Origin of the sequence: Streptococcus mitis NCTC 12261, assembly GCF_000148585.2 — a bacterium.
Taxonomy (GTDB): Bacteria; Bacillota; Bacilli; order Lactobacillales; family Streptococcaceae; genus Streptococcus; species Streptococcus mitis.
Genome location: NZ_CP028414.1, coordinates 1,629,294 through 1,652,707, shown reverse-complemented (window position 1 = coordinate 1,652,707; position 23,414 = coordinate 1,629,294). Strand labels below are relative to the sequence as shown.

Sequence of the window (23,414 nt, the reverse complement as noted above, 5' to 3'; positions counted from 1 at the left end):
CAAAGCACTGCTTTGAGGTTGTAGATAGAACTGACGAAGTCAGCTCAAAACACTGTTTTGAGGTTGTGGATAGAACTGACGAAGTCAGTAACCATACCTACGGTAAGGCGACGTTGACGTGGTTTGAAGAGATTTTCGAAGAGTATAAAAGAAAGAAGCTGACAAAGGAGACAGGTATGGAACAAACATTTTTTATCATTAAACCAGACGGTGTAAAAAGAGGATTAGTGGGTGAGGTGTTGAAACGCATCGAACAACGTGGATTTACAATCGAAAAATTGGAGTTGCGTACAAAGGTTTCAGAAGGGTTAATTGATCAGCACTATCAGGACTTGGTTGGTCAAAGTTTTTACCCACCGATTCGTGAATTTATGACTTCAGGACCGGTTCTTGTAGGTATCATTTCTGGTCCCAAAGTAATTGAAACTTGGCGGACTATGATGGGTGCAACTCGTCCAGAAGAAGCTTTACCAGGAACTATTCGAGGTGATTTTGCAAAAGCTGCTGGAGAAAATGAGGTTATCCAAAATGTTGTGCATGGTTCAGATTCAGAAGAGTCAGCTAAGCGAGAAATTGCTCTTTGGTTTGAAGAGAAATAGTAAAAGTTTGATGTAAGGGATACTTGCGTCAAACTTTTTTGCATTTTAGAGTAGAAAACTGACAGTTGAGAAATATTCTAGCAATGGTGAGGCTTTCTAGCATATAATAAGAGCAAGTATGGAGGAAGAATGATGGAAAAAATGAAAAAGCAAATTCGAGTTTTGTTATTGCTGACAGTTTTTGGTCTTAGCAGCTGTTCTTGTTTAAGTTTATCTACTTGGGCCTTGATGTTAAATCAAAACTGCTTCTATTATTTAGTTGGCATGTTGCTTCTTGCCAGTATTGGTGCAGGGCTAAACTATTATAGAGGGCAGGGAAATCAACATTATTCAGTTTTTAAGGAAGATAAGCAACAATTCTTGTATAGTCTCTTGCTCTTAGTAAATATTTTGGGTTTAGCTTTAATTGTCATAGAACATATCCTTGCAGGAAATACATCCGTAGAAGGATTTGTGGAAGCCTTTCTACCGAGTTTCTTTTTCTTATTTGGGATTGATTTGTTAGTTTTTCTGCCGATTCAGAAGTATGTAAATGGAGTGAAAAAGTTTTTGGGAAAGAAGGAAATCTGTTTTATTAGTGGACTAGCTATTCTAATCTTTCTCAGAAATCCTTGGATGCTATTGTCCATGACCTTTTATATTGCCTTGGGGATGCTATTTCTAGGACTGTTGGTGCCAAAAGTCATTCGCTGGGAAGTTTCATTTTACAGTCATTTGATGAGAGATATCTTGTTAGTTGTCTTCTTACTGTTTCTATTTTAAGAACAAAAAAAGAGATAGTTCTAGTTTTACAATTTATAATATGGAATTCATAGATAATACCTAGACAAAGGACAACTTTTTGGTATAATAGAAACATGTACACTAAAAACGAAGAAGAGTTACAGTCCTTAGGTGAACGTTTGGGCTATTTATTAGAAAAGAATGATGTCTTAATTTTAACTGGTGAACTTGGAGCAGGCAAAACGACATTTACAAAAGGTCTTGCTAAAGGATTACATATTTCTCAGATGATTAAGAGTCCAACCTACACTATCGTAAGAGAGTATGAAGGTCGTCTTCCACTTTACCACCTAGATGTTTATCGTATAGAGGGGGATGCTGATTCTATTGATTTAGATGAGTTTCTCTTTGGTGGTGGGGTAACTGTCATCGAGTGGGGGCATCTTTTAGGTGATGCCTTGCCAGATACTTATTTAGAATTGGAAATTCTAAAAGAAGAAGAGGGTCGCAGACTGAATTTTCAAGCAAAAGGTTTGCGTGCAGAAAAGCTTTTAGAGGAGCTTCAACATGGAGTATGAGTTGCTCATTAGGGAAGCAGAAGTTGAAGATGCGGCTGAATTAGTATCATTTTTAAATCGTGTCAGTGTAGAAACAGATTTTACCAGTCTGGACAGGAATGGCATTTTGATGACAGATACTGAGATGGAGTTGTTTTTGGATAAACAGGCTCACTCTGAAAATCAAATCACTTTACTGGCCTTGCTGAATGATGAAATTGCTGGTCTTGTGAATATCACAGCTGATCAACGCAAGAGAGTTCGTCATATTGGAGATCTCTTTATTGTGATTGGTCAGAAGTATTGGAATAATGGACTGGGGAGTTTGTTACTTGAAGAAGTCGTAGAATGGGCACAGGCTAGTGGCATTCTTCGTCGACTTCAACTAACTGTCCAAACTCGCAATCAGGGTGCAGTTCATTTATATCAACAGCATGGCTTTGTAATTGAAGGTAGACAAGAGCGCGGTGCGTACATAGAAGAAGGGAAATTTATAGATGTTTACCTGATGGGTAGACTGATAGATTGATAGAAATATGGTTAAAAAAATTATTGGAATGGTGCTAGCTTTTCTAGCTGTGACAGTTTTAGGTGTGGGTGTTTTTGCTTATACTATTTATCAGCAAGGTACAGAAACCTTATCAAAAACCTATAAAAAGATTGGGGAAGAAACCAATGTTATTGAGGCTACTGAACCCTTAACGATCCTTTTAATGGGGGTTGATACTGGAAACGAAGAACGAACGGACCCTTGGGAGGGAAATAGTGATTCCATGATTCTTTTGACAGTTAATCCGCACACGAAAAAGACCATGATGTTGAGTTTGGAACGTGATATCCTGACTAAAATTCAGCATAAAGATGGTAGTATTGAAGAAGCGAAACTGAATGCCGCCTATGCGGGTGGAGGTGCAGAATTAGCTATCTCAACCATTCAGAAGATGATGAACATCCATATTGACCGCTATATTATGGTCAATATGCACGGATTACAACAATTAGTCGATGCAGTGGGTGGTATAACTGTCAATAACACGCTAGGTTTCCCGATTTCTATTAGTGACCAAGAGGAATTTAATACTATTTCTATTGGTGTTGGGCAACAAACTCTAAATGGAGATGAAGCTCTTGTTTATTCTCGCATGCGCTACCAGGACCCAGAAGGGGACTACGGACGTCAGAAACGTCAGCGTGAAGTCATTCAAAAGGTTGTTGAAAAAGTTCTTAGCTTGAATAGTGTTAGTCACTATCAATCTATCTTAAAAGCCCTAAGTACCAATATGCAGACTAATATTGATCTATCTGCTAAGAGTATCCCAAGTTTGTTAGGTTACAAGGACTCGTTTAAAACGATTGAAACCCAACAATTACGAGGAGAAGATGCCGAATTGCAAGGGACATCTTACCAAATCGTAACTGCTAACCATTTGTTAGAGATCCAGAATCTTTTGAGAACCTCACTTGATAAACCGAGGGTGACAGAGTTAGAGACAAATGCAGTCTTATATGAAGATATTTTTGGAAACCAAAATGGTATCGGTTTGGGAACAGGTACGATTAATAATACAACAAATCAAGAAGATGTAGAATAATCTATTTTATAGTTAAAATCGTGGGAAATTTCCTACGATTTTTTCAAAAAAATACGAATAGATAGTTAGGAGGAAACATGAAAGCAGAAATTATTGCTGTTGGAACAGAGATTTTGACAGGACAGATTGTCAATACCAATGCTCAGTTTTTGTCGGAAAAACTAGCAGAGATTGGGGTAGATGTATATTTTCAGACGGCTGTAGGAGACAATGAAGCTCGTCTCTTGTCTTTGCTCGAAATTGCCAGTCAACGTAGTAGTCTAGTGATTTTGACAGGTGGTTTAGGGCCAACTGAGGACGATTTGACCAAACAAACTCTGGCTAAATTTTTAGGGAAAGAATTAGTCTTTGATCCTCAGGCGCAGGAGAAGTTGGATGTCTTTTTTGCCCAGAGACCAGACTATGCCCGAACACCGAATAACGAAAGACAAGCTCAACTTGTAGAAGGAGCGATTCCACTGCCAAATGAAACAGGACTGGCTGTGGGAGGAATATTGGAAGTCGATGGAGTGACCTACGTTGTCCTTCCAGGTCCACCAAGTGAATTAAAACCTATGGTTTTAAACCAACTTCTACCCAAGTTGATGACAGGGAGCAAGCTGCATTCCCGAGTTCTTCGTTTCTTTGGGATTGGCGAGAGCCAGTTGGTTACGATTTTGTCTGATTTGATTGATAATCAAACCGATCCGACCTTGGCCCCTTATGCTAAGACAGGAGAAGTCACTCTGCGTCTGTCAACAAAAGCTAGCAGCCAAGAAGAGGCGAATCAAGTGCTGGATATCTTGGAAAATCAAATCTTAGGTCGCCAGACCTTTGAAGGCCTTTCTTTACGAGATCTTTGTTATGGTTATGGGGAAGAAACTAGTTTAGCTAGCATTGTGGTAGAAGAACTGAAAAGGCAAGGGAAAACCATCACGTCTGCTGAGAGTTTGACGGCTGGTCTTTTCCAAGCTAGGGTAGCGGATTTTTCGGGTGCTTCAAGTATATTTAAGGGTGGTTTTGTAACCTATAGCTTGGAGGAAAAATCAAAGATGTTGGATATTCCTGTCAAGGATTTGGAAGAACAGGGTGTGGTGTCTGAATTTACAGCACAGAAGATGGCTGAGCAGGCACGAATCAAGACCCAGTCTGATTTTGGCCTTAGTTTGACTGGTGTGGCAGGGCCAGATAGCCTAGAAGGACATCCAGCTGGGACAGTCTTCATAGGCTTGGCTCAAGAGCAAGGAACTGAGGTCATCAAGGTCAATATTGGAGGCAGAAGTCGAGCAGATGTACGTCACATTGCGGTTATGCATGCCTTTAACCTAGTTCGCAAGGCTTTATTAAGTGACTAACTTTTGATATAATAGTAGATAGGTCTGAGGACCATTAGAATGTAGGAGAATAGAATGGCGAAAAAACCAAAAAAATTAGATGAAATTTCAAAAAAATTCGGGGCAGAACGTGAAAAAGCCTTGAATGACGCTCTTAAATTGATTGAGAAAGACTTTGGTAAGGGTTCAATCATGCGTTTGGGTGAACGTGCGGAGCAAAAGGTGCAAGTGATGAGCTCAGGTTCTTTGGCTCTTGACATTGCCCTTGGTTCAGGTGGTTATCCTAAGGGACGTATCATTGAAATCTATGGGCCAGAGTCATCTGGTAAGACAACGGTTGCCCTTCATGCAGTTGCGCAAGCACAAAAAGAAGGTGGTATTGCTGCCTTTATCGATGCGGAACATGCCCTTGATCCAGCTTATGCTGCGGCCCTTGGTGTCAACATTGACGAATTGCTCTTGTCACAACCAGACTCAGGAGAGCAAGGTCTTGAGATTGCAGGAAAATTGATTGACTCAGGAGCCGTGGATCTTGTCGTAGTCGACTCAGTTGCGGCCCTTGTCCCTCGTGCGGAAATTGATGGAGATATCGGTGATAGCCACGTTGGTTTGCAGGCTCGTATGATGAGCCAGGCTATGCGTAAACTTGGTGCTTCTATCAATAAAACCAAAACAATTGCCATCTTTATCAACCAATTGCGTGAAAAAGTTGGGGTCATGTTTGGAAATCCAGAAACAACTCCTGGTGGACGTGCTCTGAAATTCTACGCATCAGTCCGTTTGGATGTTCGTGGAAGCACACAAATCAAGGGAACTGGTGACCAAAAAGATACCAATGTCGGTAAAGAAACTAAAATCAAGGTCGTGAAAAACAAGGTGGCTCCACCATTTAAGGAAGCCTTCGTTGAAATCATGTACGGAGAAGGTATTTCTAAGACTGGTGAACTCTTGAAAATCGCAAGCGATTTGGATATCATCAAAAAAGCAGGAGCTTGGTACTCTTACAAGGATGAGAAAATCGGGCAAGGTTCTGAAAATGCTAAGAAATACTTGGCAGATAACCCAGAAATCTTTGATGAAATTGACCATCAAGTCCGTGTTCAATTTGGTTTGATTGATGGAGAAGAAATTGCTGAAAGCAAAAAAGATGAAGCAGCTCAAGTAGACTCTGTGAATGAAGAAGTAACCCTTGACCTAGGCGATGAGCTTGAAATCGAAATTGAAGAATAAGTTGTTAAAGTAGTGGAGCAAATCCACTGCTTTTTCGATGCCTTATTCTGGTTTTCCGCTCACGCATAGTTTGCTGTTTCTTGTCGCTCCTCTGGAAAGCTGATATAATAGCCTTATGAATAAAAAACGAACAGTGGACCTGATACATGGTCCGATTCTTCCTTCTCTCTTGAGTTTTGCCTTCCCAATCTTGCTATCAAATATTTTTCAACAGCTCTATAATACTGCTGATGTCTTGATTGTTGGGCGTTTTCTTGGTCAAGAATCCTTGGCTGCAGTAGGAGCGACGACAGCAATTTTTGACCTGATTGTAGGATTTACTCTTGGTGTTGGCAATGGCATGGGAATTGTCATTGCCCGTTATTACGGGGCTCGGAATTTTATAAAAATTAAGGAAGCAGTAGCAGCCACCTGGATTTTAGGTGCTCTTTTGAGTATTGTAGTTATGCTGCTGGGATTTCTTGGTTTGTATCCTCTCTTGCAATACCTAGATACTCCTGCAGAAATTCTTCCCCAGTCCTATCAATATATTTCTATGATTGTGACCTGTGTCGGTGTCAGCTTTGCCTATAATCTCTTTGCAGGTTTGTTGCGGTCCATTGGGGACAGTCTGGCAGCGCTTGGATTTCTGATTTTCTCTGCTCTGGTTAATGTGGTTCTGGATCTCTATTTCATTACGCAATTGCATCTGGGAGTTCAATCTGCAGGCCTTGCTACCATCATTTCGCAAGGCTTATCAGCGGTTCTCTGCTTTTATTATATCCGTAAGAGTGTGCCAGAACTTTTGCCTCAACTCAAGCATTTCAAATGGAACAAGGCTTTGTACGCTGATCTCTTGGAGCAAGGTTTAGCTATGGGTTTGATGAGTTCAATTGTATCGATCGGCAGTGTGATTTTACAGTCTTCTGTTAATACCTTTGGTGCAGTGATTATTAGTGCCCAGACGGCAGCTCGACGCATTATGGCTTTCGCCCTTCTTCCCATGACTGCTATTTCTGCATCAATGACGACCTTTGCTTCTCAGAATCTAGGAGCTAAGCGACCAGACCGCATTGTTCAAGGACTTCGAATCGGCAGTCGTCTAAGTATATCCTGGGCAGTTTTTGTTTGTATCTTCCTCTTTTTTGCCAGTCCAACCTTGGTTTCCTTCTTGGCTAGTTCGACAAATGGTTACTTGATAGAAAATGGAAGTCTGTACTTGCAAATCAGTTCAGCCTTTTATCCTATTTTGAGTCTCTTGTTGATTTATCGCAATTGTTTGCAGGGTTTGGGGCAAAAAATCCTTCCTCTGGTTTCTAGCTTTATCGAACTAATCGGGAAAATCGCTTTTGTGGTTTTGATTATCCCTTGGGCAGGATATAAGGGAGTTATCCTTTGCGAACCCTTAATCTGGGTTGCCATGACCATTCAACTGTATTTCTCACTGTTTCGTCACCCCTTGATAAAAGAAGGCAAGGAAATTTTAGCAACTAAAGTGCTATCCTAGTTGTATTTACTGAATAAAATCCATTTCCTCTAGTGAAAATCGAAAAAACTTGTGTTATAATAAGAAAGATTAAAATGTGAAAAAAGGAGATTCCTAATGGGACGTAAATGGGCCAATATCGTAGCCAAGAAAACGGCTAAAGATGGAGCTAACTCTAAAGTATATGCAAAATTTGGTGTAGAAATCTATGTAGCAGCTAAAAAAGGTGATCCAGATCCAGAATCAAACTCAGCCTTGAAATTCGTTATCGACCGTGCTAAACAAGCCCAAGTGCCAAAACACGTTATCGATAAAGCTTTGGACAAGGCTAAAGGAAACACAGACGAAACCTTTACAGAAGGACGTTACGAAGGTTTTGGACCAAATGGTTCTATGCTGATTGTTGATACTTTGACTTCAAATGTCAACCGTACAGCGGCTAATGTCCGTGCAGCCTTTGGTAAAAATGGCGGAAACATGGGCGCTTCAGGTTCAGTTTCATACCTCTTTGACAACAAGGGAGTTATCGTATTTGCAGGTGAAGATGCGGACGCGGTCTTTGAGCAATTGCTAGAAGCAGATGTGGATGTGGATGATGTAGAAGCAGAAGAAGGGACAATCACAGTTTACACAGCTCCAACTGACCTTCATAAGGCTATCGTTGCCCTTCGTGAGTCAGGTATCGAAGAATTCCAAGTGACTGAATTGGAAATGATTCCTCAGTCAGAAGTGGAATTGTCAGGCGATGATCTTGAAACCTTTGAAAAACTTTACAGCGTTCTTGAAGACGACGAAGACGTACAAAAGATCTACACAAACGTAGATGGATTCTAATAGAAAAACGAACAGTTTTACTAGCTGTTCGTTTTTTTGATATTTGAACTTAGAATCTGGTTTCAGAATCGTTTTGTTGATTGCTTTTTCTAGACCTAGACCGACTGATGTTTTTGGACGAGCAAGAGCTCTCCATTGTCCTGTTTTGCAAAAGTTAAGGTAACAGTCTTGATCTTGTCTCCAATAGAGATATAGGTGATTTTTTTCGTATTGTAACCCCCAAGAGTGAAGTCAAACTCGGAATCTGGCTTTCCGTGTTTGTTGATAATATCCTCGTAGGTGGTACCACCTTTTCCTTTGTTGTCAAGGTCACCTTCGATTAAGGCGTCGAACTGTTCTTGGGTCCAGGAGAAGGTATCGTCTGTCAAGCCGCTTTTTTCTTCGCGTTCCATTGAGGCACTCGTATCCATGTAGGAACGGTTAAACTCCTTGGCATACTCTTTGTAGACATCAGCGTATAGTACCTGAGTCGTAAAGAAAAGTACAACAGAGGCAACTGCCAGGGATGTTCCGATAATAGTCATTGTTTTCCGTTTTTTGAGGTTGACGATAAGGCCGATAATCCCCAAGATAAATGCGACGATGCCGATGAACAACGATGGATAGTTAATAAACGGGATCCAGGATCCTAAAAGTGCGATGGCTCCAAAAATAGTTGCTAAGATTCCTAAAACTCTTTGTTCTTCTGGTTTCATTTGAAAGTTTTCTCTCCTCATTAAGTGAATGGATTTCTACCCACAGTAGTGAGCGCTTATTATATAAAAAATCTTGCCTAATGTCAATTTAAACTAAGATAGTTCTCATGGAAACTTTTTCTTGACATCTCTTTTTAAAGTGGTAAAATAGTTCTCATGGAAACTTATTTAGTTCCTAGGAGAACTAAATGTGATAGTTAGAAAGGAGTTAGTATGGATAAACCGATGTTAGTCTTTAAGCGTTTTGGTCATCAGATTCACCTGATGGTGCAAAAGGAAGCCAAACGTTGTGGTATTGAATTTATGGGTGGGCCTCAAGGGCAGGTTCTGCATTTTTTAGATCATTGTGAACAAAAAGAGGAACTGGTCCTGATTAAGGATATCGAGCAGGAACTCAATATTACCAAGTCTGTTGCTAGTAATTTGGTCAAGCGTATGGTGCAAAATGGTTTGGTGGAATTGGAGGCGAGTCCTAGCGATAAGCGGGCAAAATTTGTTCGTTTGACGGACAAAGCACGTTCTCAGATGCAACAGGTTAAGTCTTTTTTTGAACGAATAGACAAGAAGTTGATGGAAGACATTGATGAAGATGAATTACTGATTTTTGAGAAAGTTCTCGGTCAACTACAGGAAAATATCAAGAGAATAGGAGGAGATAATGAAGAAATTAGCTAAACGAATTAGTAGAAAAGAATGGGGGATGATTTTACTAGCCATTCTCTTTACCTGCTTTTCAGTCTACCTAGAGTTGGAAGTTCCGACCTATATCTCGAAAATTACGGATTTGCTGGGAAGTCAAGGAACCAACTTGGATGAGTTATGGCAACCAGCAGGTATGATGGTCGGAATGTCTTTTTTTGCCTTCTTATCCGCAGTCGCAGTTGGATTTTTTGCATCCCGAGTGGCGGCTTCTTATACTAGTAGGCTGAGAAGTGATATTTTTAACCGAGTTTTGGATTACTCGCAGACAGAGATTAAGAGATTCTCTATTCCCAGTCTTTTAACTCGTACCACCAATGACATTACTCAAGTTCAGATGTTGATTACCATGGGCTTGCAAGTAGTTACGCGTGGTCCGATTATGGCTATCTGGGCTATCGGGAAGATTTTAGGTCATTCAGAATACTGGCTCTGGGCCGTACTTGTGGCAGTGATTGTCAACGTTCTGATGACGACTGTTTTGATGACGCTAGCCTTTCCAAAACAGTCCTTGATTCAGGGGCTGACTGATAAACTGAACAGTATCACTCGTGAGAGTTTAACAGGTATTCGCGTCGTTCGCGCCTACAATGCTGAAGAATACCAAAATGAAAAATTTGCAGCAGCAAATGATGAATTGACACGCTTGAATTTGTTTGTCAACCGTCTTATGGCTATTTTGAACCCTATCATGATGGGAATTTCAAGTGGTTTGAGTGTGGCGATTTACTGGATTGGGGCCTATGTGATTAACGACGCTGCTCCGATAGCACGTCTGCCTCTCTTTAGTGATATGATTGTTTTCATGTCTTATGCCATGCAGGTTGTCATGGGCTTCCTTCTCATGGGAGCACTCTTCATCGTTCTTCCCCGAACTATAGTCTCTGCTAAGCGCATTAATCAAGTTTTAGATTTGCATTCTTCTATCCAAAACCCTGCTCAAGTGCAGCTGGCTGATGAAAACCTCAAAGGTCAGGTCGAATTTAAGGATGTGACCTTCCGCTATGCGGCAAATTCGGAGGCAGTTATCGAGCATGTTAGCTTTAGAGCAGAAACTGGTCAAACAGTGGCCTTTATTGGGTCAACAGGTTCTGGTAAATCAACTCTAGTCAATCTGATTCCACGTTTCTACGATGTGTCAGAAGGAGAAATTCTGGTGGACGGTGTCAATGTTCAAGACTATGCTCTAGAAGATTTGCGCAACAAAGTTGGTTATATTCCTCAGAAAGCGGTTCTCTTTTCAGGTGATGTCAAGGGCAATCTAGACTTTGGACAAAGTCTAGAAACACCGCTTAGTGAGCAGGCTATGTGGCAGGCTTTGGAGTTGGCCCAGTCTAAGAACTTTATCGAAGACAAGGAAGCGGGCTTAGCGTCAGAAGTGTCCCAAGGAGGAACCAACTTCTCAGGTGGTCAAAGACAGCGTCTAGCAATTGCGCGTGCCTTAGCTCGGAAGCCAGAAATCCTCATCTTTGACGACTCCTTCTCAGCCTTGGACTACAAGACAGACCGTGTCCTACGCCAAGAGTTAGTAGAGAAAACCAAGTCTATGACCAAGCTTATTGTCGCACAGCGTATTTCAACGATTATGGATGCAGATTTGATTTTGGTCTTGGATCAAGGAAAAGTCGTGGGACAAGGCACCCACAAGGAACTTCTAGCTAATAATGAAGTTTACCAAGAAATTGCCTATTCACAACTATCGAAGGAGGAATTGGAACATGGAAAATAAGAAAATGTCTCTTTGGAAACAGAGCAAACCCTATCTTGCAGGCCTCCAGTTTGCCCTTCTGATAGCCTTTCTAGCAACAATCGTATCCAATATCATTACTGTATATGGTCCAACCCGCATCAAGGAAATGACTAATATTATTGCTAGTGGTCTGGAAACAAGTGTGGATGTCGTGGCGGTTGCAGCTATTGGTGGTTTTTTGGCCGTGATTTATGTGATAGGACTTCTATCAAATTATTTACAGGCATTTCTGTTTACAACAGCTATTCAACGTTTTTCAGAGCGTTTGAGAAGAGCTATTGCAGAGAAAATCAATAGCCTACCATTGGGATATTTTGATGGACATTCTCAAGGAGATACCTTGTCTCGTGTGACCAATGATGTTGATACTGCAGCCCAGTCCCTCAATCAAAGTCTGGGAACAGTTCTTTCATCCACTTTACTGGTCGTGGCAGTCTTGGTAACCATGTTTGGGATGAACTGGATTTTAGCCTTGGTGACGGTTGTTTCAACTCTTGTTGGTTTTGTTTTCGTGTCCGTCTTTATGGGCAAATCACAGGGCTTTTTTAAGAGTCAGCAACAAGATTTGGCAGCTGTCAATGGCTATGTGGAGGAAATGTACTCTGGCCATAATGTGGTGACCAGTTACAATGCTATCGAGAGCACGAAAGAAGAGTTTGCGAAATTAAACAATCGTCTGTATGATAGTATCTGGAAATCTCAATTTATTTCAGGGATTATGATGCCGATTATGATGTTTATTGGGAATTTTAGCTATGCCTTGGTGATTATCGTTGGTGCAGCCTTGGCCTTAAATGGGCACATCAGTATCGGGATTATCGTTGCCTTTATGGCCTACGTTCGTATCTTTTCTCAGCCCCTTTCACAAATTGCCCAAGGGGTTACTAGTCTTCAGCAGGCTAGTGCAGCCATGGGACGTGTCTTCGAATTCCTAGCTGAAGAGGAAATGGAAGACGAATCCCATAAAGAAAGACAATTGAGCGATATGAAAGGTCAAGTAGTCTTTGATCGAGTCTCCTTTGGTTATACACCAGAGCGAACCATTATTCATGACTTTTCTGCGACCGCTCATGCAGGTCAAAAGGTTGCCATTGTCGGACCGACTGGGGCTGGTAAGACAACTATTGTCAATCTTTTGATGAAGTTCTATGAGATTGATAAGGGAAGTATCCGTATCGATGGTGTGGATACCAAGGATATGAAGCGTTCGGAAGTACACAATGCCTTTTCAATGGTCTTGCAGGATACTTGGCTCTTTGAAGGCACTATCCGAGACAATCTCATTTATAACCAAACAGGTATTAGTGATGAGCGCGTGATTGAAGCTAGCAAGGCTGTAGGGATTCACCACTTTATTATGACTCTACCAGATGGTTACGATACCGTCTTGGACGACACAGTGACCTTGTCTGTCGGACAAAAACAACTCTTGACCATCGCTCGTGCTTTGCTGAAAGATGCACCGCTCCTAATCCTAGATGAGGCGACTTCTTCTGTTGATACCCGTACAGAGGAATTGATTCAGAAAGCCATGGATCGTTTGATGGAGGGAAGAACTTCCTTTGTCATCGCTCACCGCTTGTCTACCATCCGAAATGCTGATTTGATTCTTGTTATGAAGAATGGTAATATCATCGAGCAAGGAAATCATGATGAGCTGATGGCGCAAGCTGGTTTCTACGCTGACCTCTACAACAGTCAATTTACAGAAGACGAAGCAGAAGAATAAACCCAAAGAAGGCTTGACGGCCTTCTTTTTCTGCACTATACTAGAAGACAAGTGCTTCCCTATAAGCAAAATTTGAATAAGTGATGAGAAAATATATGAAAAATTATCAAGAATGGTATGACCACATTGCCGGTAACATTGGAAATAAGCCCTTTCTTCTGAGCTTGTTAAGAACTTTCAATCGGTTCATGACAGTAGTTATGCCTATGATTTATCTAACCTTGTTAGCAACTACCTATCTCCAACAAGGACTTGGGAAACAGGTCGGGATCTATTTGTTTATTCCAGCGTCAGGTTTTGTGATTTTGTCCTTTCTTCGTAAGAAAATCAATGCCCCTAGGCCTTATGAGGAATGGACTATTAAACCCTTGCTTGACAGAGATAGTCCTGGTCAGTCAATGCCCAGTCGTCATGTCTTTTCAGCAACCATTATCTCCATGGCTTGCTTACATGCTAGTTTATCTGTAGGGGTTATCTTGTTGGTCTTGTCAGCTTTCCTCGGTCTAGTAAGAGTCTTAGGGGGAGTGCATTATCCCAAGGATGTAGTGGTTGGCTATATTTGTGGTCTTGTGTGGGGTGTGATTTTATTTCTATGTTGACCTGTAAGTTAAGGTAGCCTTACAACCACTTACGGATCTAAAGTAACCACTTGCTTTTTTGCTCTTGTTTTCTTATTTTTCCTTTGATATAGTAGAGTCAGAAAGGAGATGGAATGAAGTTACGAATCGAAATTGACAGCAATTTAGAGGAAACTGAAATTGTCATCAAGGCAGCGGCTTTGACAGATGAGATTGCGGATTTACAGCGCCTCTTGCAAGAATCCAAGTCTCCTAGGTTGATTTTTTACAAGGGAACAGGTGAATATTATCTGGACTTATCAGAAATTCTCTTCTTTGAGACGGAAGGTAGCAAAATTTATGCTCATACCCAGAAAGATGCCTACGAGGTTCGGCTTAAACTCTATGAGTTGGAGTCTATCCTGCCCCGTTATTTCAGTCGGGTATCCAAGTCGACTATTGCAAATATCCGTCAGGTTTACTCGGTGGACAAGTCCTTTTCAGGAACGGGCACCATTTCCTTTTATCAGACCCACAAGGAGGTTCATGTCTCACGACATTACCAATCCCTCCTAAAAGAAAATCTAAGAAACATGAGGTAAGAAGATGAAAAAGAAAGCATTTGGTATTGTGTTGCTAGTATTGGCAGCTTTAATATTATTACAAGGAAATTTTGGAATCCCTTCATTCGGTGGGCAAATTTGGCCCTTGCTTGGTATTGCATTTTTTGCCTATCAATCAGTTGGAGCTTTGTTGCGTCGTCACTTAACTTCAGCCTCTTTTACAGTTCTAGTAGCCTTAATGATTGCTAACCACTTTTATGGCATTTTACCAATTCCCAATCAGTCATTGTTCTGGGCAAGTATTTTAATCGTAATAGGTGTCAGCGCACTCACTCATTCTAACAGAACTTGGAATGGGAAAAAATGGTGGTATGATGGTAAAAAGACCATTCTTACAGATAAGGAAGTTGCTTTTAGGACTGGGACTTTCTACAAGCAAAATCAAGAATTGGTAGACGACCAAGTAGAAGTTGGTTTTGGAAATGCCAAGATATATTATGACAATGCAGAGATTTTAGGAGATAGCGCAACTCTGAAAGTGGAAGTCGGTTTTGGGAATGCAGTTATCTATGTTCCTAAACATTGGGGAGTTGATTTAAAGGTAGAAACTTTCTGTGGCGTAGCCAAGGCAGATACTCCTCTAGCGCCAACCAGCAAAACCTTGATTATCCGTGGAGATGTGGCCTTTGGGAAGTTGGGAATTGTCTACGTTAAATAAAAAAATCTTCCAATTCCCTTGCAAAAATGAAGAAAGTGTGATAACATAGTACAGTATGTGGTGCTAGCACATCCGCTATATTAGATCTAATAGGAGGAAAACACAAATGGCTAAAGTATGTTACTTTACAGGTCGTAAGACTGTATCAGGAAACAACCGTTCACACGCGATGAACCAAACAAAACGTGCCGTAAAACCAAACCTTCAAAAAGTTACTGTTCTTATCGATGGTAAACCTAAAAAAGTTTGGGCTTCAGCTCGTGCTTTGAAATCAGGTAAAGTTGAACGCGTTTAATAATAAAAGTAAGGAGACCTTAGGGTCTTTTTTCTTTTACTGTAGATATAAAATCATTTGAAAAATAGAGTAAATATCCGCTGATACAGTATTCTGCTTTTACACTTGGGCTGAAATATGATAAAATAGAGTATCAACTAGTTGAGGTAAAAAGGATGACTGTAAAAATTAATACAAAAGATGGTCAAATCGAACTAACAGATGAAGTGATTGCAACCGTCGTAGGTGGAGCAGCAACTGAGATTTTTGGTGTGGTCGGTATGGCTAGTAAAAATGCCCTCAAAGATAATTTCCAAGCCCTTCTAGGTAAGGAAAATTATTCCAAAGGTGTCGTCGTAAAGGCAGCCGAAGATGGCAGTATTGCAGTTGATGTATATACCGTGTTGAGCTACGGAACAAAGATTAGCGAAGTGTCAAAAAACATTCAAGAGCGTGTTCGTTTTAGTTTGGAAAACCAACTTGGAATTACTGCTCAGACTGTAAATGTCTACATTCAAAATATCAAAGTTGTAGGAGAATAACCGTGTCAAAAATTACTACTAGCTTATTTCAAGAAATGGTGCAAGCTGCATCAACTCGCTTGAATAAGCAAGCTGAATATGTCAATTCATTAAACGTCTTCCCCGTTCCAGATGGAGATACCGGGACAAATATGGGAATGACCATTGAAAATGGTGCTAAAGAAGTTGCAGACAAGCCAGCTTCTACAGTTGGAGAGGTAGCGAGCATTCTTGCCAAAGGTCTTTTGATGGGAGCGCGTGGGAACTCAGGAGTTATTACGTCTCAGCTTTTCCGTGGATTTTCACAAGCCATCAAGGATAAAGACGAGTTAACAGGTCAAGACTTGGCCCTTGCCTTCCAATCAGGTGTGGAAGTTGCCTATAAGGCAGTAATGAAGCCAGTTGAAGGAACGATTTTGACAGTTTCTCGTGGGGCTGCTATCGGTGCTAAGAAAAAAGCTGAGCAAACAGATGATGCTGTTGAAGTCATGCGCGCAGCCTTGGAAGGTGCTAAAACAGCTCTAGCTAAAACACCAGACATGCTTCCAGTATTGAAAGAAGTTGGCGTTGTGGATTCAGGTGGTCAAGGACTGGTCTTTATCTATGAAGGTTTCCTTTCAGCCCTTACTGGTGAATATATTGCATCTGAGGACTTTGTAGCGACTCCGGCTAACATGAGTGAAATGATCAATGCAGAGCACCACAAGTCTGTAGCTGGTCATGTAGCAACTGAGGACATCACCTTTGGTTACTGTACTGAAATCATGGTAGCTCTTAAGCAAGGCCCAACCTATGCCAAAGATTTTGACTACGATGAATTCCGTAATTACTTGAATGTGCTTGGAGACTCTCTCCTTGTTGTCAATGATGATGAAATTGTCAAAGTCCATGTCCATACAGAAGATCCAGGACTTGTTATGCAAGAGGGTCTCAAATATGGTAGCTTGGTCAAGGTGAAAGTTGACAATATGCGTAACCAACACGAAGCACAGGTTGAGAAAGAAGCTGCTCAAGTTAGCAAGCCTGCTGAAGAAAAAGAGTATGCTTTAATTGCTGTGGTGGCTGGTAAAGGTCTCGCAGATATCTTCCGTTCTCAAGGTGTGGATTATGTTATCGAGGGCGGTCAAACTATGAACCCTTCAACAGAAGACTTTATCAAGGCTGTTGAACAGGTCAACGCTCGTAACATCATCTTCCTGCCAAACAACAAGAATATCTTTATGGCCGCTCAATCTGCAGCAGAAGTTTTGGAGCAACCAGCAGTAGTGGTGGAAGCTCGTACTTTGCCACAAGGTTTGACAAGTCTTCTCGCCTTTGACCCAAGCAAGTCCATCGAAGAAAACCAAGAGCGTATGACTGCTGCTCTTAGCGATGTCGTTAGCGGAAGCGTCACAACAGCTGTGCGTGATACAACAATCGATGGTTTAGAAATCCATGAAAACGATAATCTTGGTATGGTGGATGGGAAAATCCTCGTGTCAAACCCTGACATTCACCAAACCTTGACTGAAACCTTGAAACATATGTTGGATGAAGATAGTGAAATCGTAACCTTCTATGTCGGTGAAGACGGAAGCGAAGAACTTGCCAATGAAATTGCCCAAGAAATCGCAGAAGAATTCGAAGATGTTGAGGTAGAGATTCACCAAGGCCAACAACCAGTTTACCCATACCTATTTAGTGTGGAATAAGATTAATGAAGAACTGAGAAATCAGTTCTTTTTTCTTTTTTAGTAAATGAAATCGGTATCTTTTTAATAAAAACAAAAATAACATTCATAAATAAACGTTAAAATAGAAAATTCAGAAAATTTCTTCTTTTCTCTTGAAAAATTTTGAAAAAATGGTATGATAGTAACAAGTTATTTTTAAGAGAAGAGAAAGGGGAACAATGGAGAAAATCAGTTTAGAATCTCCTAAGACGGGGTCGGACCTAGTTTTGGAAACACTTCGTGATTTAGGAATTGATACCATCTTTGGTTATCCTGGTGGTGCAGTCTTGCCTTTGTATGATGCGATATATAATTTTAAAGGCATTCGCCACATTCTAGGACGCCATGAGCAAGGTTGTTTGCATGAAGCTGAAGGTTATGCCAAATCAACTGGAAAGTTGGGTGTTGCCGTCGTCACTAGCGGACCGGGAGCAACAAATGCTATTACAGGGATTGCGGATGCCATGAGCGATAGTGTTCCCCTTTTGGTCTTTACAGGTCAGGTGGCGCGAGCAGGGATTGGGAAGGATGCCTTCCAGGAGGCAGACATTGTGGGAATTACCATGCCAATCACTAAGTACAATTACCAAGTTCGGGAGACAGCTGATATCCCTCGAATCATTACGGAAGCTGTCCATATCGCAACTACAGGTCGACCAGGGCCAGTTGTCATTGACCTACCTAAAGACGTATCTGCTTTAGAAACCGACTTCATCTATTCACCAGAAGTGAACCTACCAAGCTATCAACCGACTCTTGAGCCGAATGATATGCAAATCAAGAAAATTTTGAAGCAATTGTCCAAGGCTAAAAAACCAGTCTTGTTAGCTGGTGGGGGGATTAGTTATGCTGAAGCAGCTGCAGAATTAAATGAATTTGCAGAACGCTATCAAATCCCGGTGGTAACCAGTCTTTTGGGACAAGGAACGATTGCAACGAGTCATCCACTCTTCCTTGGAATGGGAGGCATGCACGGGTCATTCGCAGCTAATATTGCCATGACGGAAGCGGACTTTATGATTAGTATTGGTTGTCGTTTCGATGATCGCTTGACGGGGAATCCTAAGACCTTCGCTAAGAATGCTAAGGTTGCTCACATTGATATTGACCCAGCTGAGATTGGCAAGATTATCAGTGCGGATATTCCTGTAGTTGGAGATGCTAAGAAAGCCTTGCAAATGTTGCTAGCAGAACCGACAGTTCATAACAATACTGAGAAATGGATTGAGAAAGTTACTAAAGACAAGAACCGTGTTCGTTCTTATGATAAGAAAGAACGTGTGGTTCAACCTCAGGCCGTTATTGAACGCATCGGTGAGTTGACGAATGGTGATGCCATTGTGGTAACAGACGTTGGTCAACACCAAATGTGGACAGCTCAGTACTATCCTTACCAAAATGAACGTCAGTTAGTGACTTCAGGTGGTTTGGGAACGATGGGATTTGGAATTCCAGCAGCAATCGGTGCTAAAATTGCTAACCCAGATAAGGAAGTAGTCTTGTTCGTTGGGGATGGTGGTTTCCAAATGACCAACCAAGAATTGGCTATTTTGAATATTTACAAGGTGCCAATCAAGGTGGTTATGCTGAACAACCACTCACTTGGAATGGTCCGCCAGTGGCAGGAATCCTTCTATGAAGGTAGAACATCAGAGTCAGTCTTTGATACCCTTCCAGATTTCCAATTGATGGCACAAGCTTACGGTATTAAAAACTATAAATTTGACAATCCTGAGACCTTGGCTCAAGATCTTGAAGTCATCACTGAGGATGTTCCGATGCTAATCGAGGTAGATATTTCTCGTAAGGAACAGGTGTTACCAATGGTACCAGCTGGTAAGAGCAATCATGAGATGTTGGGGGTGAAGTTCCATGCGTAGAATGTTAACAGCAAAACTACAAAATCGATCAGGAGTCCTCAATCGCTTTACCGGTGTCCTGTCTCGTCGTCAGGTTAATATCGAAAGTATCTCTGTTGGAGCAACAGAAGATCCGAATGTATCGCGTATCACCATTATTATTGATGTAGCTTCTCATGATGAGGTGGAGCAAATTATCAAACAGCTTAATCGTCAAATTGATGTGATTCGCATTAGAGATATTACAGATAAACCACACTTGGAGCGCGAGGTGATTTTGGTTAAGATGTCAGCGCCAGCTGAGAAGCGAGCTGAGATTCTAGCAATTATTCAACCTTTCCGTGCAACGGTGGTAGACGTAGCGCCAAGCTCGATTACTATTCAAATGACAGGAAATGCTGAAAAGAGCGAAGCTCTATTGCGAGTCATTCGACCATACGGTATTCGCAATATCGCTCGTACGGGTGCAACTGGATTTACCCGCGATTAACAATCCAACTTAAATTTGTTAAACCAGCCTAAAAGGCAATAAATAATAGAAAAGAGAGAAAAACTATGGCAGTTCAAATGGAATACGAAAAAGATGTTAAAGTAGCAGCACTTGACGGTAAAAAAATCGCCGTTATCGGTTATGGTTCACAAGGACATGCGCATGCTCAAAACTTGCGTGACTCAGGTCGCGATGTCATCATCGGTGTACGTCCAGGTAAATCTTTTGACAAAGCAAAAGAAGATGGATTTGACACTTACACAGTAGCAGAAGCAACTAAATTGGCTGACGTTATCATGATTTTGGCACCAGACGAAATCCAACAAGAATTGTACGAAGCAGAAATCGCTCCAAACTTGGAAGCTGGAAATGCAGTTGGGTTTGCCCATGGTTTCAACATCCACTTTGAATTTATCAAAGTTCCTGCAGATGTAGATGTCTTCATGTGTGCTCCTAAAGGACCAGGACACTTGGTACGTCGTACTTATGAAGAAGGATTTGGTGTTCCAGCTCTTTATGCAGTTTACCAAGATGCAACAGGAAATGCGAAAAACATTGCTATGGACTGGTGTAAAGGTGTTGGAGCAGCTCGTGTAGGTCTTCTTGAAACAACTTACAAAGAAGAAACTGAAGAAGATTTGTTTGGTGAACAAGCTGTACTTTGCGGTGGTTTGACTGCCCTTATCGAAGCTGGTTTCGAAGTCTTGACAGAAGCAGGCTACGCCCCAGAATTGGCTTACTTTGAAGTTCTTCACGAAATGAAATTGATCGTTGACTTGATCTACGAAGGTGGATTCAAGAAAATGCGTCAATCTATTTCAAACACTGCTGAATACGGTGACTATGTATCAGGTCCACGTGTAATCACTGAACAAGTAAAAGAAAATATGAAGGCTGTCTTGGCAGATATCCAAAATGGTAAATTTGCAAATGACTTTGTAAATGACTATAAAGCTGGACGTCCAAAATTGACTGCTTACCGTGAACAAGCAGCTAACCTTGAAATTGAAAAAGTTGGTGCAGAATTGCGTAAAGCAATGCCATTCGTTGGTAAAAACGACGATGATGCATTCAAAATCTATAACTAATTGATAGAAATTAAGGTGAAGGCGAGTTGGGGGACTAACTCGCTTTTATAATCAATTCATCTCTTTTTTAAGAGGATGGATTGTGATAGTATGAGATAGTCTAGGAGAAAATGATGTTAAGTTCAAAAGATATAATCAAGGCTCACAAGGTCTTGAATGGTGTGGTTGTGAATACCCCACTGGATTACGACCATTATTTATCGGAGAAGTATGGTGCTAAGATTTATTTGAAAAAAGAAAATGCCCAACGTGTTCGCTCTTTTAAAATTCGTGGTGCCTATTATGCCATTTCCCAGCTCAGCAAGGAAGAACGTGAGCGTGGGGTAGTCTGCGCTTCTGCGGGGAATCATGCGCAGGGAGTTGCCTATACTTGCAATGAAATGAAGATTCCTGCAACTATTTTCATGCCAATTACTACTCCGCAACAAAAGATTGGTCAAGTTCGCTTTTTTGGTGGGGACTTCGTGACTATTAAATTAGTTGGAGATACTTTTGATGCCTCAGCCAAAGCAGCTCAAGAATTTACAGTCTCTGAAAATCGTACCTTTATTGATCCCTTTGATGATGCCCATGTTCAAGCTGGTCAAGGGACAGTTGCTTATGAGATTTTAGAAGAAGCTCGAAAAGAATCGATTGATTTTGATGCTGTTTTGGTCCCTGTTGGTGGCGGTGGTCTCATTGCTGGGGTTTCTACCTATATCAAGGAAATAAGTCCAGAGATTGAAGTCATTGGGGTAGAGGCTAATGGAGCGCGTTCCATGAAGGCTGCCTTTGAAGCTGGTGGACCAGTCAAACTCAAAGAAATTGACAAATTTGCGGATGGGATTGCTGTGCAAAAGGTAGGTCAGTTGACCTATGAAGCAACTCGTCAACATGTTCAAACTTTGGTAGGTGTCGATGAGGGATTGATTTCTGAAACCTTGATTGACCTTTATTCTAAGCAAGGGATAGTCGCAGAGCCTGCTGGAGCAGCTAGTATCGCCTCTCTAGAGGTTTTAGCTGAATATATCAAGGGGAAAACCATTTGTTGTATCATTTCTGGAGGAAATAATGATATCAACCGTATGCCAGAAATGGAGGAGCGCGCCTTGATTTATGATGGGATCAAGCATTACTTTGTGGTTAATTTTCCACAGCGTCCAGGGGCCTTGCGTGAGTTTGTAAATGATATCTTGGGGCCAAATGATGATATCACACGTTTTGAGTATATTAAGCGAGCTAGCAAGGGGACAGGCCCAGTATTAATTGGGATTGCCTTGGCAGATAAGCATGATTATGCAGGATTGATTCGTCGAATGGAAGGTTTTGATCCAGCTTATATTAACTTAAATGGTAACGAAACGCTCTATAATATGCTTGTCTGAGGACTAATAAAAAAATATCATATTATTTGCACAATTGATGTATAGGTGCTATAATGAAGATGAAGAAAGGGGGCGATTCCTATGGACTTAGGAAATCGGTTACGCTATTTCTATCATAACTCATTATAGTACCTATGTTTTTTGATTCAGTTTATAGTAAGGGAGTAAAATTACTTGTTATATGTAAGGAGTTTTTTGAAATCTACTATTTTATATATAGCTAATCTGAAATTTGGCTAAATATAATAGGAATTAGAAAAAATAATCAATACTAATGAGAAGCCTTATACTGAGTTAACTGAGAAGAGTGATAAGATACTAAGAAGATAAAAACAGTGGAAAATGTTGGAAGATAGGATACTATTGTTTCCTAACTACTCATCTTTTTATAGGTTTGAAGAAATAAAAAGGAATATTGATAAAGTAAATAAATAGTACAAGTTGACCAAATGATTGAATGCTGGTGTAGACAGGAAAAGTCTAAAAGTAGAAAAATACTCGTTAGAAATGGTTTAGAGCAGAAGATTTTTTTGTCAAATTTTTTTGTTTTGCAGTGGAATAAATAATATGAAATAAGACTAGAATATGTCTAGATTATCGAGAATCAGCATCTGACAAATATGAATATTATTACATGAATAAGATTTAATAATACAGTTGCTTTAAAGAACTATAAAAATTGTTTTCGGCAATGAAAAACCTATATATTATAAACTTTAATAAGATAGCAAGTAAAAATAAGGGCGTTTATTTTATTGAATATATGTTTTTTTATTGACAAAAAGCATAAAAACGTATACAATTAAAAGCGTATACAATTAAATATCGTAAATAAGAAAATAGGAGAAGGACATGGCTAAGTCAAACTTTGAAAAAGTAGAATCAGTTGTTGGCTGGGTTCGTGATAAGAAAATCACAGGCTACCGTATCTCTAAAGAAACGAATGCGCGTGAAATGTCTATCATTGCTCTAGCACAGGGGCGTGCAAAAGTAAAAAATATTTCGTTTGAAACGGCTCTAGGTTTAATTGATTTCTATGATAAAAATCATGAAAAATTTGAAGATTAATCTTTGGATAATGG

General features: G+C 40.7%; 23 protein-coding genes and 1 pseudogene. 23 read left to right on the top strand and 1 reads right to left on the bottom strand.

Translation table 11 applies throughout. From position 1 onward, the window contains the following. Window positions 1-176: 176 nt before the first annotated feature. The 9 genes from ndk to SM12261_RS08305 all read left to right on the top strand — a co-directional run bounded on the left by ndk (window position 177) and on the right by SM12261_RS08305 (window position 8,313). A complete protein-coding gene (ndk, locus tag SM12261_RS08345) occupies window positions 177-599 on the top strand; it encodes a nucleoside-diphosphate kinase (RefSeq protein WP_004239114.1) in 423 nt (140 codons plus the stop codon). 129 nt (window positions 600-728) lie between these two features. After that, a complete protein-coding gene (locus SM12261_RS08340) occupies window positions 729-1,361 on the top strand; it encodes a hypothetical protein (RefSeq protein WP_000970273.1) in 633 nt (210 codons plus the stop codon). Between the two features lie 95 nt (window positions 1,362-1,456). After that, window positions 1,457-1,900, top strand: coding sequence for a tRNA (adenosine(37)-N6)-threonylcarbamoyltransferase complex ATPase subunit type 1 TsaE (tsaE, locus tag SM12261_RS08335; RefSeq protein ID WP_000288249.1), 444 nt, complete (start codon window positions 1,457-1,459; stop codon window positions 1,898-1,900). Then, window positions 1,890-2,408: a GNAT family N-acetyltransferase gene (locus SM12261_RS08330; RefSeq protein WP_000455549.1), complete on the top strand. Its 519-nt coding sequence runs from the start codon at window positions 1,890-1,892 to the stop codon at window positions 2,406-2,408. The genes tsaE and SM12261_RS08330 overlap by 11 nt, the downstream gene beginning before the upstream one ends. A gap of 7 nt (window positions 2,409-2,415) precedes the next feature. After that, window positions 2,416-3,471, top strand: coding sequence for a glycopolymer--peptidoglycan transferase LytR (gene lytR / locus SM12261_RS08325; RefSeq protein ID WP_000239266.1), 1,056 nt, complete (start codon window positions 2,416-2,418; stop codon window positions 3,469-3,471). Between the two features lie 77 nt (window positions 3,472-3,548). After that, on the top strand, window positions 3,549-4,805 hold the full coding sequence (locus SM12261_RS08320; protein WP_000642690.1) for a competence/damage-inducible protein A: 1,257 nt from the start codon (window positions 3,549-3,551) through the stop codon (window positions 4,803-4,805). Window positions 4,806-4,859: 54 nt separating this feature from the next. After that, on the top strand, window positions 4,860-6,014 hold the full coding sequence (recA, locus tag SM12261_RS08315; RefSeq protein ID WP_078228268.1) for a recombinase RecA: 1,155 nt from the start codon (window positions 4,860-4,862) through the stop codon (window positions 6,012-6,014). Between the two features lie 115 nt (window positions 6,015-6,129). Next, the gene (locus SM12261_RS08310; protein ID WP_001036250.1) at window positions 6,130-7,500 is read left to right on the top strand and encodes an MATE family efflux transporter; all 1,371 of its coding nucleotides are present in this window, start codon (window positions 6,130-6,132) and stop codon (window positions 7,498-7,500) included. Between the two features lie 96 nt (window positions 7,501-7,596). Further along, complete coding sequence (locus SM12261_RS08305) at window positions 7,597-8,313, top strand: YebC/PmpR family DNA-binding transcriptional regulator (RefSeq protein WP_000532882.1); 717 nt, start codon at window positions 7,597-7,599, stop codon at window positions 8,311-8,313. A 49-nt stretch (window positions 8,314-8,362) separates the two neighbouring features. On the opposite strand, the pseudogene SM12261_RS08300 reads toward SM12261_RS08305, so the two are convergent. Next, window positions 8,363-9,008: pseudogene (locus SM12261_RS08300) on the bottom strand (DUF4190 domain-containing protein). 213 nt (window positions 9,009-9,221) lie between these two features. On the opposite strand from SM12261_RS08300, the gene SM12261_RS08295 reads away from it, so the two are divergent. The 14 genes from SM12261_RS08295 (at window position 9,222) to SM12261_RS08230 (ending at window position 23,400) form a co-directional block, all read left to right on the top strand. Next, window positions 9,222-9,683, top strand: coding sequence for a MarR family winged helix-turn-helix transcriptional regulator (locus SM12261_RS08295; RefSeq protein ID WP_000360529.1), 462 nt, complete (start codon window positions 9,222-9,224; stop codon window positions 9,681-9,683). Then, window positions 9,667-11,436, top strand: a complete 1,770-nt coding sequence (locus SM12261_RS08290) for an ABC transporter ATP-binding protein (protein WP_000731780.1) — start codon at window positions 9,667-9,669, stop codon at window positions 11,434-11,436. The genes SM12261_RS08295 and SM12261_RS08290 overlap by 17 nt, the downstream gene beginning before the upstream one ends. Continuing rightward, window positions 11,426-13,186 (top strand): ABC transporter ATP-binding protein, encoded by a 1,761-nt coding sequence (locus tag SM12261_RS08285; protein ID WP_078228271.1) that lies wholly within the window; start codon window positions 11,426-11,428, stop codon window positions 13,184-13,186. Before SM12261_RS08290 ends, SM12261_RS08285 begins: the two co-directional genes overlap by 11 nt. Window positions 13,187-13,281: 95 nt before the next feature. Then, on the top strand, window positions 13,282-13,785 hold the full coding sequence (locus SM12261_RS08280; RefSeq protein ID WP_000800907.1) for a phosphatase PAP2 family protein: 504 nt from the start codon (window positions 13,282-13,284) through the stop codon (window positions 13,783-13,785). Between the two features lie 113 nt (window positions 13,786-13,898). Continuing rightward, window positions 13,899-14,345 (top strand): LytTR family DNA-binding domain-containing protein, encoded by a 447-nt coding sequence (locus SM12261_RS08275; RefSeq protein ID WP_000776607.1) that lies wholly within the window; start codon window positions 13,899-13,901, stop codon window positions 14,343-14,345. Between the two features lie 4 nt (window positions 14,346-14,349). Beyond that, window positions 14,350-15,024 (top strand): LiaF transmembrane domain-containing protein, encoded by a 675-nt coding sequence (locus SM12261_RS08270; protein WP_000725716.1) that lies wholly within the window; start codon window positions 14,350-14,352, stop codon window positions 15,022-15,024. 106 nt (window positions 15,025-15,130) lie between these two features. Further along, window positions 15,131-15,319, top strand: a complete 189-nt coding sequence (gene rpmB, locus SM12261_RS08265; protein WP_001140948.1) for a 50S ribosomal protein L28 — start codon at window positions 15,131-15,133, stop codon at window positions 15,317-15,319. A gap of 155 nt (window positions 15,320-15,474) precedes the next feature. Then, the gene (locus SM12261_RS08260; RefSeq protein WP_000216437.1) at window positions 15,475-15,840 is read left to right on the top strand and encodes an Asp23/Gls24 family envelope stress response protein; all 366 of its coding nucleotides are present in this window, start codon (window positions 15,475-15,477) and stop codon (window positions 15,838-15,840) included. 2 nt (window positions 15,841-15,842) lie between these two features. Then, window positions 15,843-17,510 carry a DAK2 domain-containing protein gene (locus SM12261_RS08255; protein WP_000036656.1) on the top strand — a complete coding sequence of 556 codons (1,668 nt, stop codon included), beginning with the start codon at window positions 15,843-15,845 and terminating at the stop codon, window positions 17,508-17,510. Window positions 17,511-17,710: 200 nt separating this feature from the next. After that, window positions 17,711-19,411, top strand: coding sequence for an acetolactate synthase large subunit (locus SM12261_RS08250; protein WP_000411747.1), 1,701 nt, complete (start codon window positions 17,711-17,713; stop codon window positions 19,409-19,411). Further along, a complete protein-coding gene (gene ilvN / locus SM12261_RS08245; protein WP_001253803.1) occupies window positions 19,404-19,880 on the top strand; it encodes an acetolactate synthase small subunit in 477 nt (158 codons plus the stop codon). Before SM12261_RS08250 ends, ilvN begins: the two co-directional genes overlap by 8 nt. 65 nt (window positions 19,881-19,945) lie before the next feature. Beyond that, entirely contained in the window at window positions 19,946-20,968 is a 1,023-nt protein-coding gene (gene ilvC / locus SM12261_RS08240; RefSeq protein ID WP_000290683.1) for a ketol-acid reductoisomerase, read from the top strand. Window positions 20,969-21,081: 113 nt separating this feature from the next. After that, complete coding sequence (ilvA, locus tag SM12261_RS08235; protein WP_000952970.1) at window positions 21,082-22,332, top strand: threonine ammonia-lyase IlvA; 1,251 nt, start codon at window positions 21,082-21,084, stop codon at window positions 22,330-22,332. An 852-nt stretch (window positions 22,333-23,184) separates the two neighbouring features. Next, window positions 23,185-23,400 (top strand): capsule biosynthesis transcriptional regulator, encoded by a 216-nt coding sequence (locus SM12261_RS08230; protein ID WP_001130035.1) that lies wholly within the window; start codon window positions 23,185-23,187, stop codon window positions 23,398-23,400. The last annotated feature ends 14 nt before the right edge of the window (window positions 23,401-23,414 follow it).

Bases quoted from the DNA above. Each gene is read 5' to 3' on its own strand.
- SM12261_RS08285 (WP_078228271.1), top strand. From the start codon at position 11,426: ATGGAAAATAAGAAAATGTCTCTTTGGAAACAGAGCAAACCCTATCTT.
- SM12261_RS08320 (WP_000642690.1), top strand. From the start codon at position 3,549: ATGAAAGCAGAAATTATTGCTGTTGGAACAGAGATTTTGACAGGACAG.
- SM12261_RS08295 (WP_000360529.1), top strand. From the start codon at position 9,222: ATGGATAAACCGATGTTAGTCTTTAAGCGTTTTGGTCATCAGATTCAC.
- rpmB (WP_001140948.1), top strand. From the start codon at position 15,131: ATGGCTAAAGTATGTTACTTTACAGGTCGTAAGACTGTATCAGGAAAC.
- SM12261_RS08230 (WP_001130035.1), top strand. From the start codon at position 23,185: ATGGCTAAGTCAAACTTTGAAAAAGTAGAATCAGTTGTTGGCTGGGTT.
- SM12261_RS08340 (WP_000970273.1), top strand. From the start codon at position 729: ATGATGGAAAAAATGAAAAAGCAAATTCGAGTTTTGTTATTGCTGACA.
- SM12261_RS08260 (WP_000216437.1), top strand. From the start codon at position 15,475: ATGACTGTAAAAATTAATACAAAAGATGGTCAAATCGAACTAACAGAT.
- SM12261_RS08250 (WP_000411747.1), top strand. From the start codon at position 17,711: ATGGAGAAAATCAGTTTAGAATCTCCTAAGACGGGGTCGGACCTAGTT.
- tsaE (WP_000288249.1), top strand. From the start codon at position 1,457: ATGTACACTAAAAACGAAGAAGAGTTACAGTCCTTAGGTGAACGTTTG.
- SM12261_RS08275 (WP_000776607.1), top strand. From the start codon at position 13,899: ATGAAGTTACGAATCGAAATTGACAGCAATTTAGAGGAAACTGAAATT.
- ilvA (WP_000952970.1), top strand. From the start codon at position 21,082: ATGTTAAGTTCAAAAGATATAATCAAGGCTCACAAGGTCTTGAATGGT.
- recA (WP_078228268.1), top strand. From the start codon at position 4,860: ATGGCGAAAAAACCAAAAAAATTAGATGAAATTTCAAAAAAATTCGGG.
- ilvC (WP_000290683.1), top strand. From the start codon at position 19,946: ATGGCAGTTCAAATGGAATACGAAAAAGATGTTAAAGTAGCAGCACTT.
- SM12261_RS08330 (WP_000455549.1), top strand. From the start codon at position 1,890: ATGGAGTATGAGTTGCTCATTAGGGAAGCAGAAGTTGAAGATGCGGCT.
- SM12261_RS08270 (WP_000725716.1), top strand. From the start codon at position 14,350: ATGAAAAAGAAAGCATTTGGTATTGTGTTGCTAGTATTGGCAGCTTTA.
- SM12261_RS08290 (WP_000731780.1), top strand. From the start codon at position 9,667: ATGAAGAAATTAGCTAAACGAATTAGTAGAAAAGAATGGGGGATGATT.
- ndk (WP_004239114.1), top strand. From the start codon at position 177: ATGGAACAAACATTTTTTATCATTAAACCAGACGGTGTAAAAAGAGGA.
- SM12261_RS08280 (WP_000800907.1), top strand. From the start codon at position 13,282: ATGAAAAATTATCAAGAATGGTATGACCACATTGCCGGTAACATTGGA.
- ilvN (WP_001253803.1), top strand. From the start codon at position 19,404: ATGCGTAGAATGTTAACAGCAAAACTACAAAATCGATCAGGAGTCCTC.
- SM12261_RS08305 (WP_000532882.1), top strand. From the start codon at position 7,597: ATGGGACGTAAATGGGCCAATATCGTAGCCAAGAAAACGGCTAAAGAT.
- SM12261_RS08310 (WP_001036250.1), top strand. From the start codon at position 6,130: ATGAATAAAAAACGAACAGTGGACCTGATACATGGTCCGATTCTTCCT.
- lytR (WP_000239266.1), top strand. From the start codon at position 2,416: ATGGTTAAAAAAATTATTGGAATGGTGCTAGCTTTTCTAGCTGTGACA.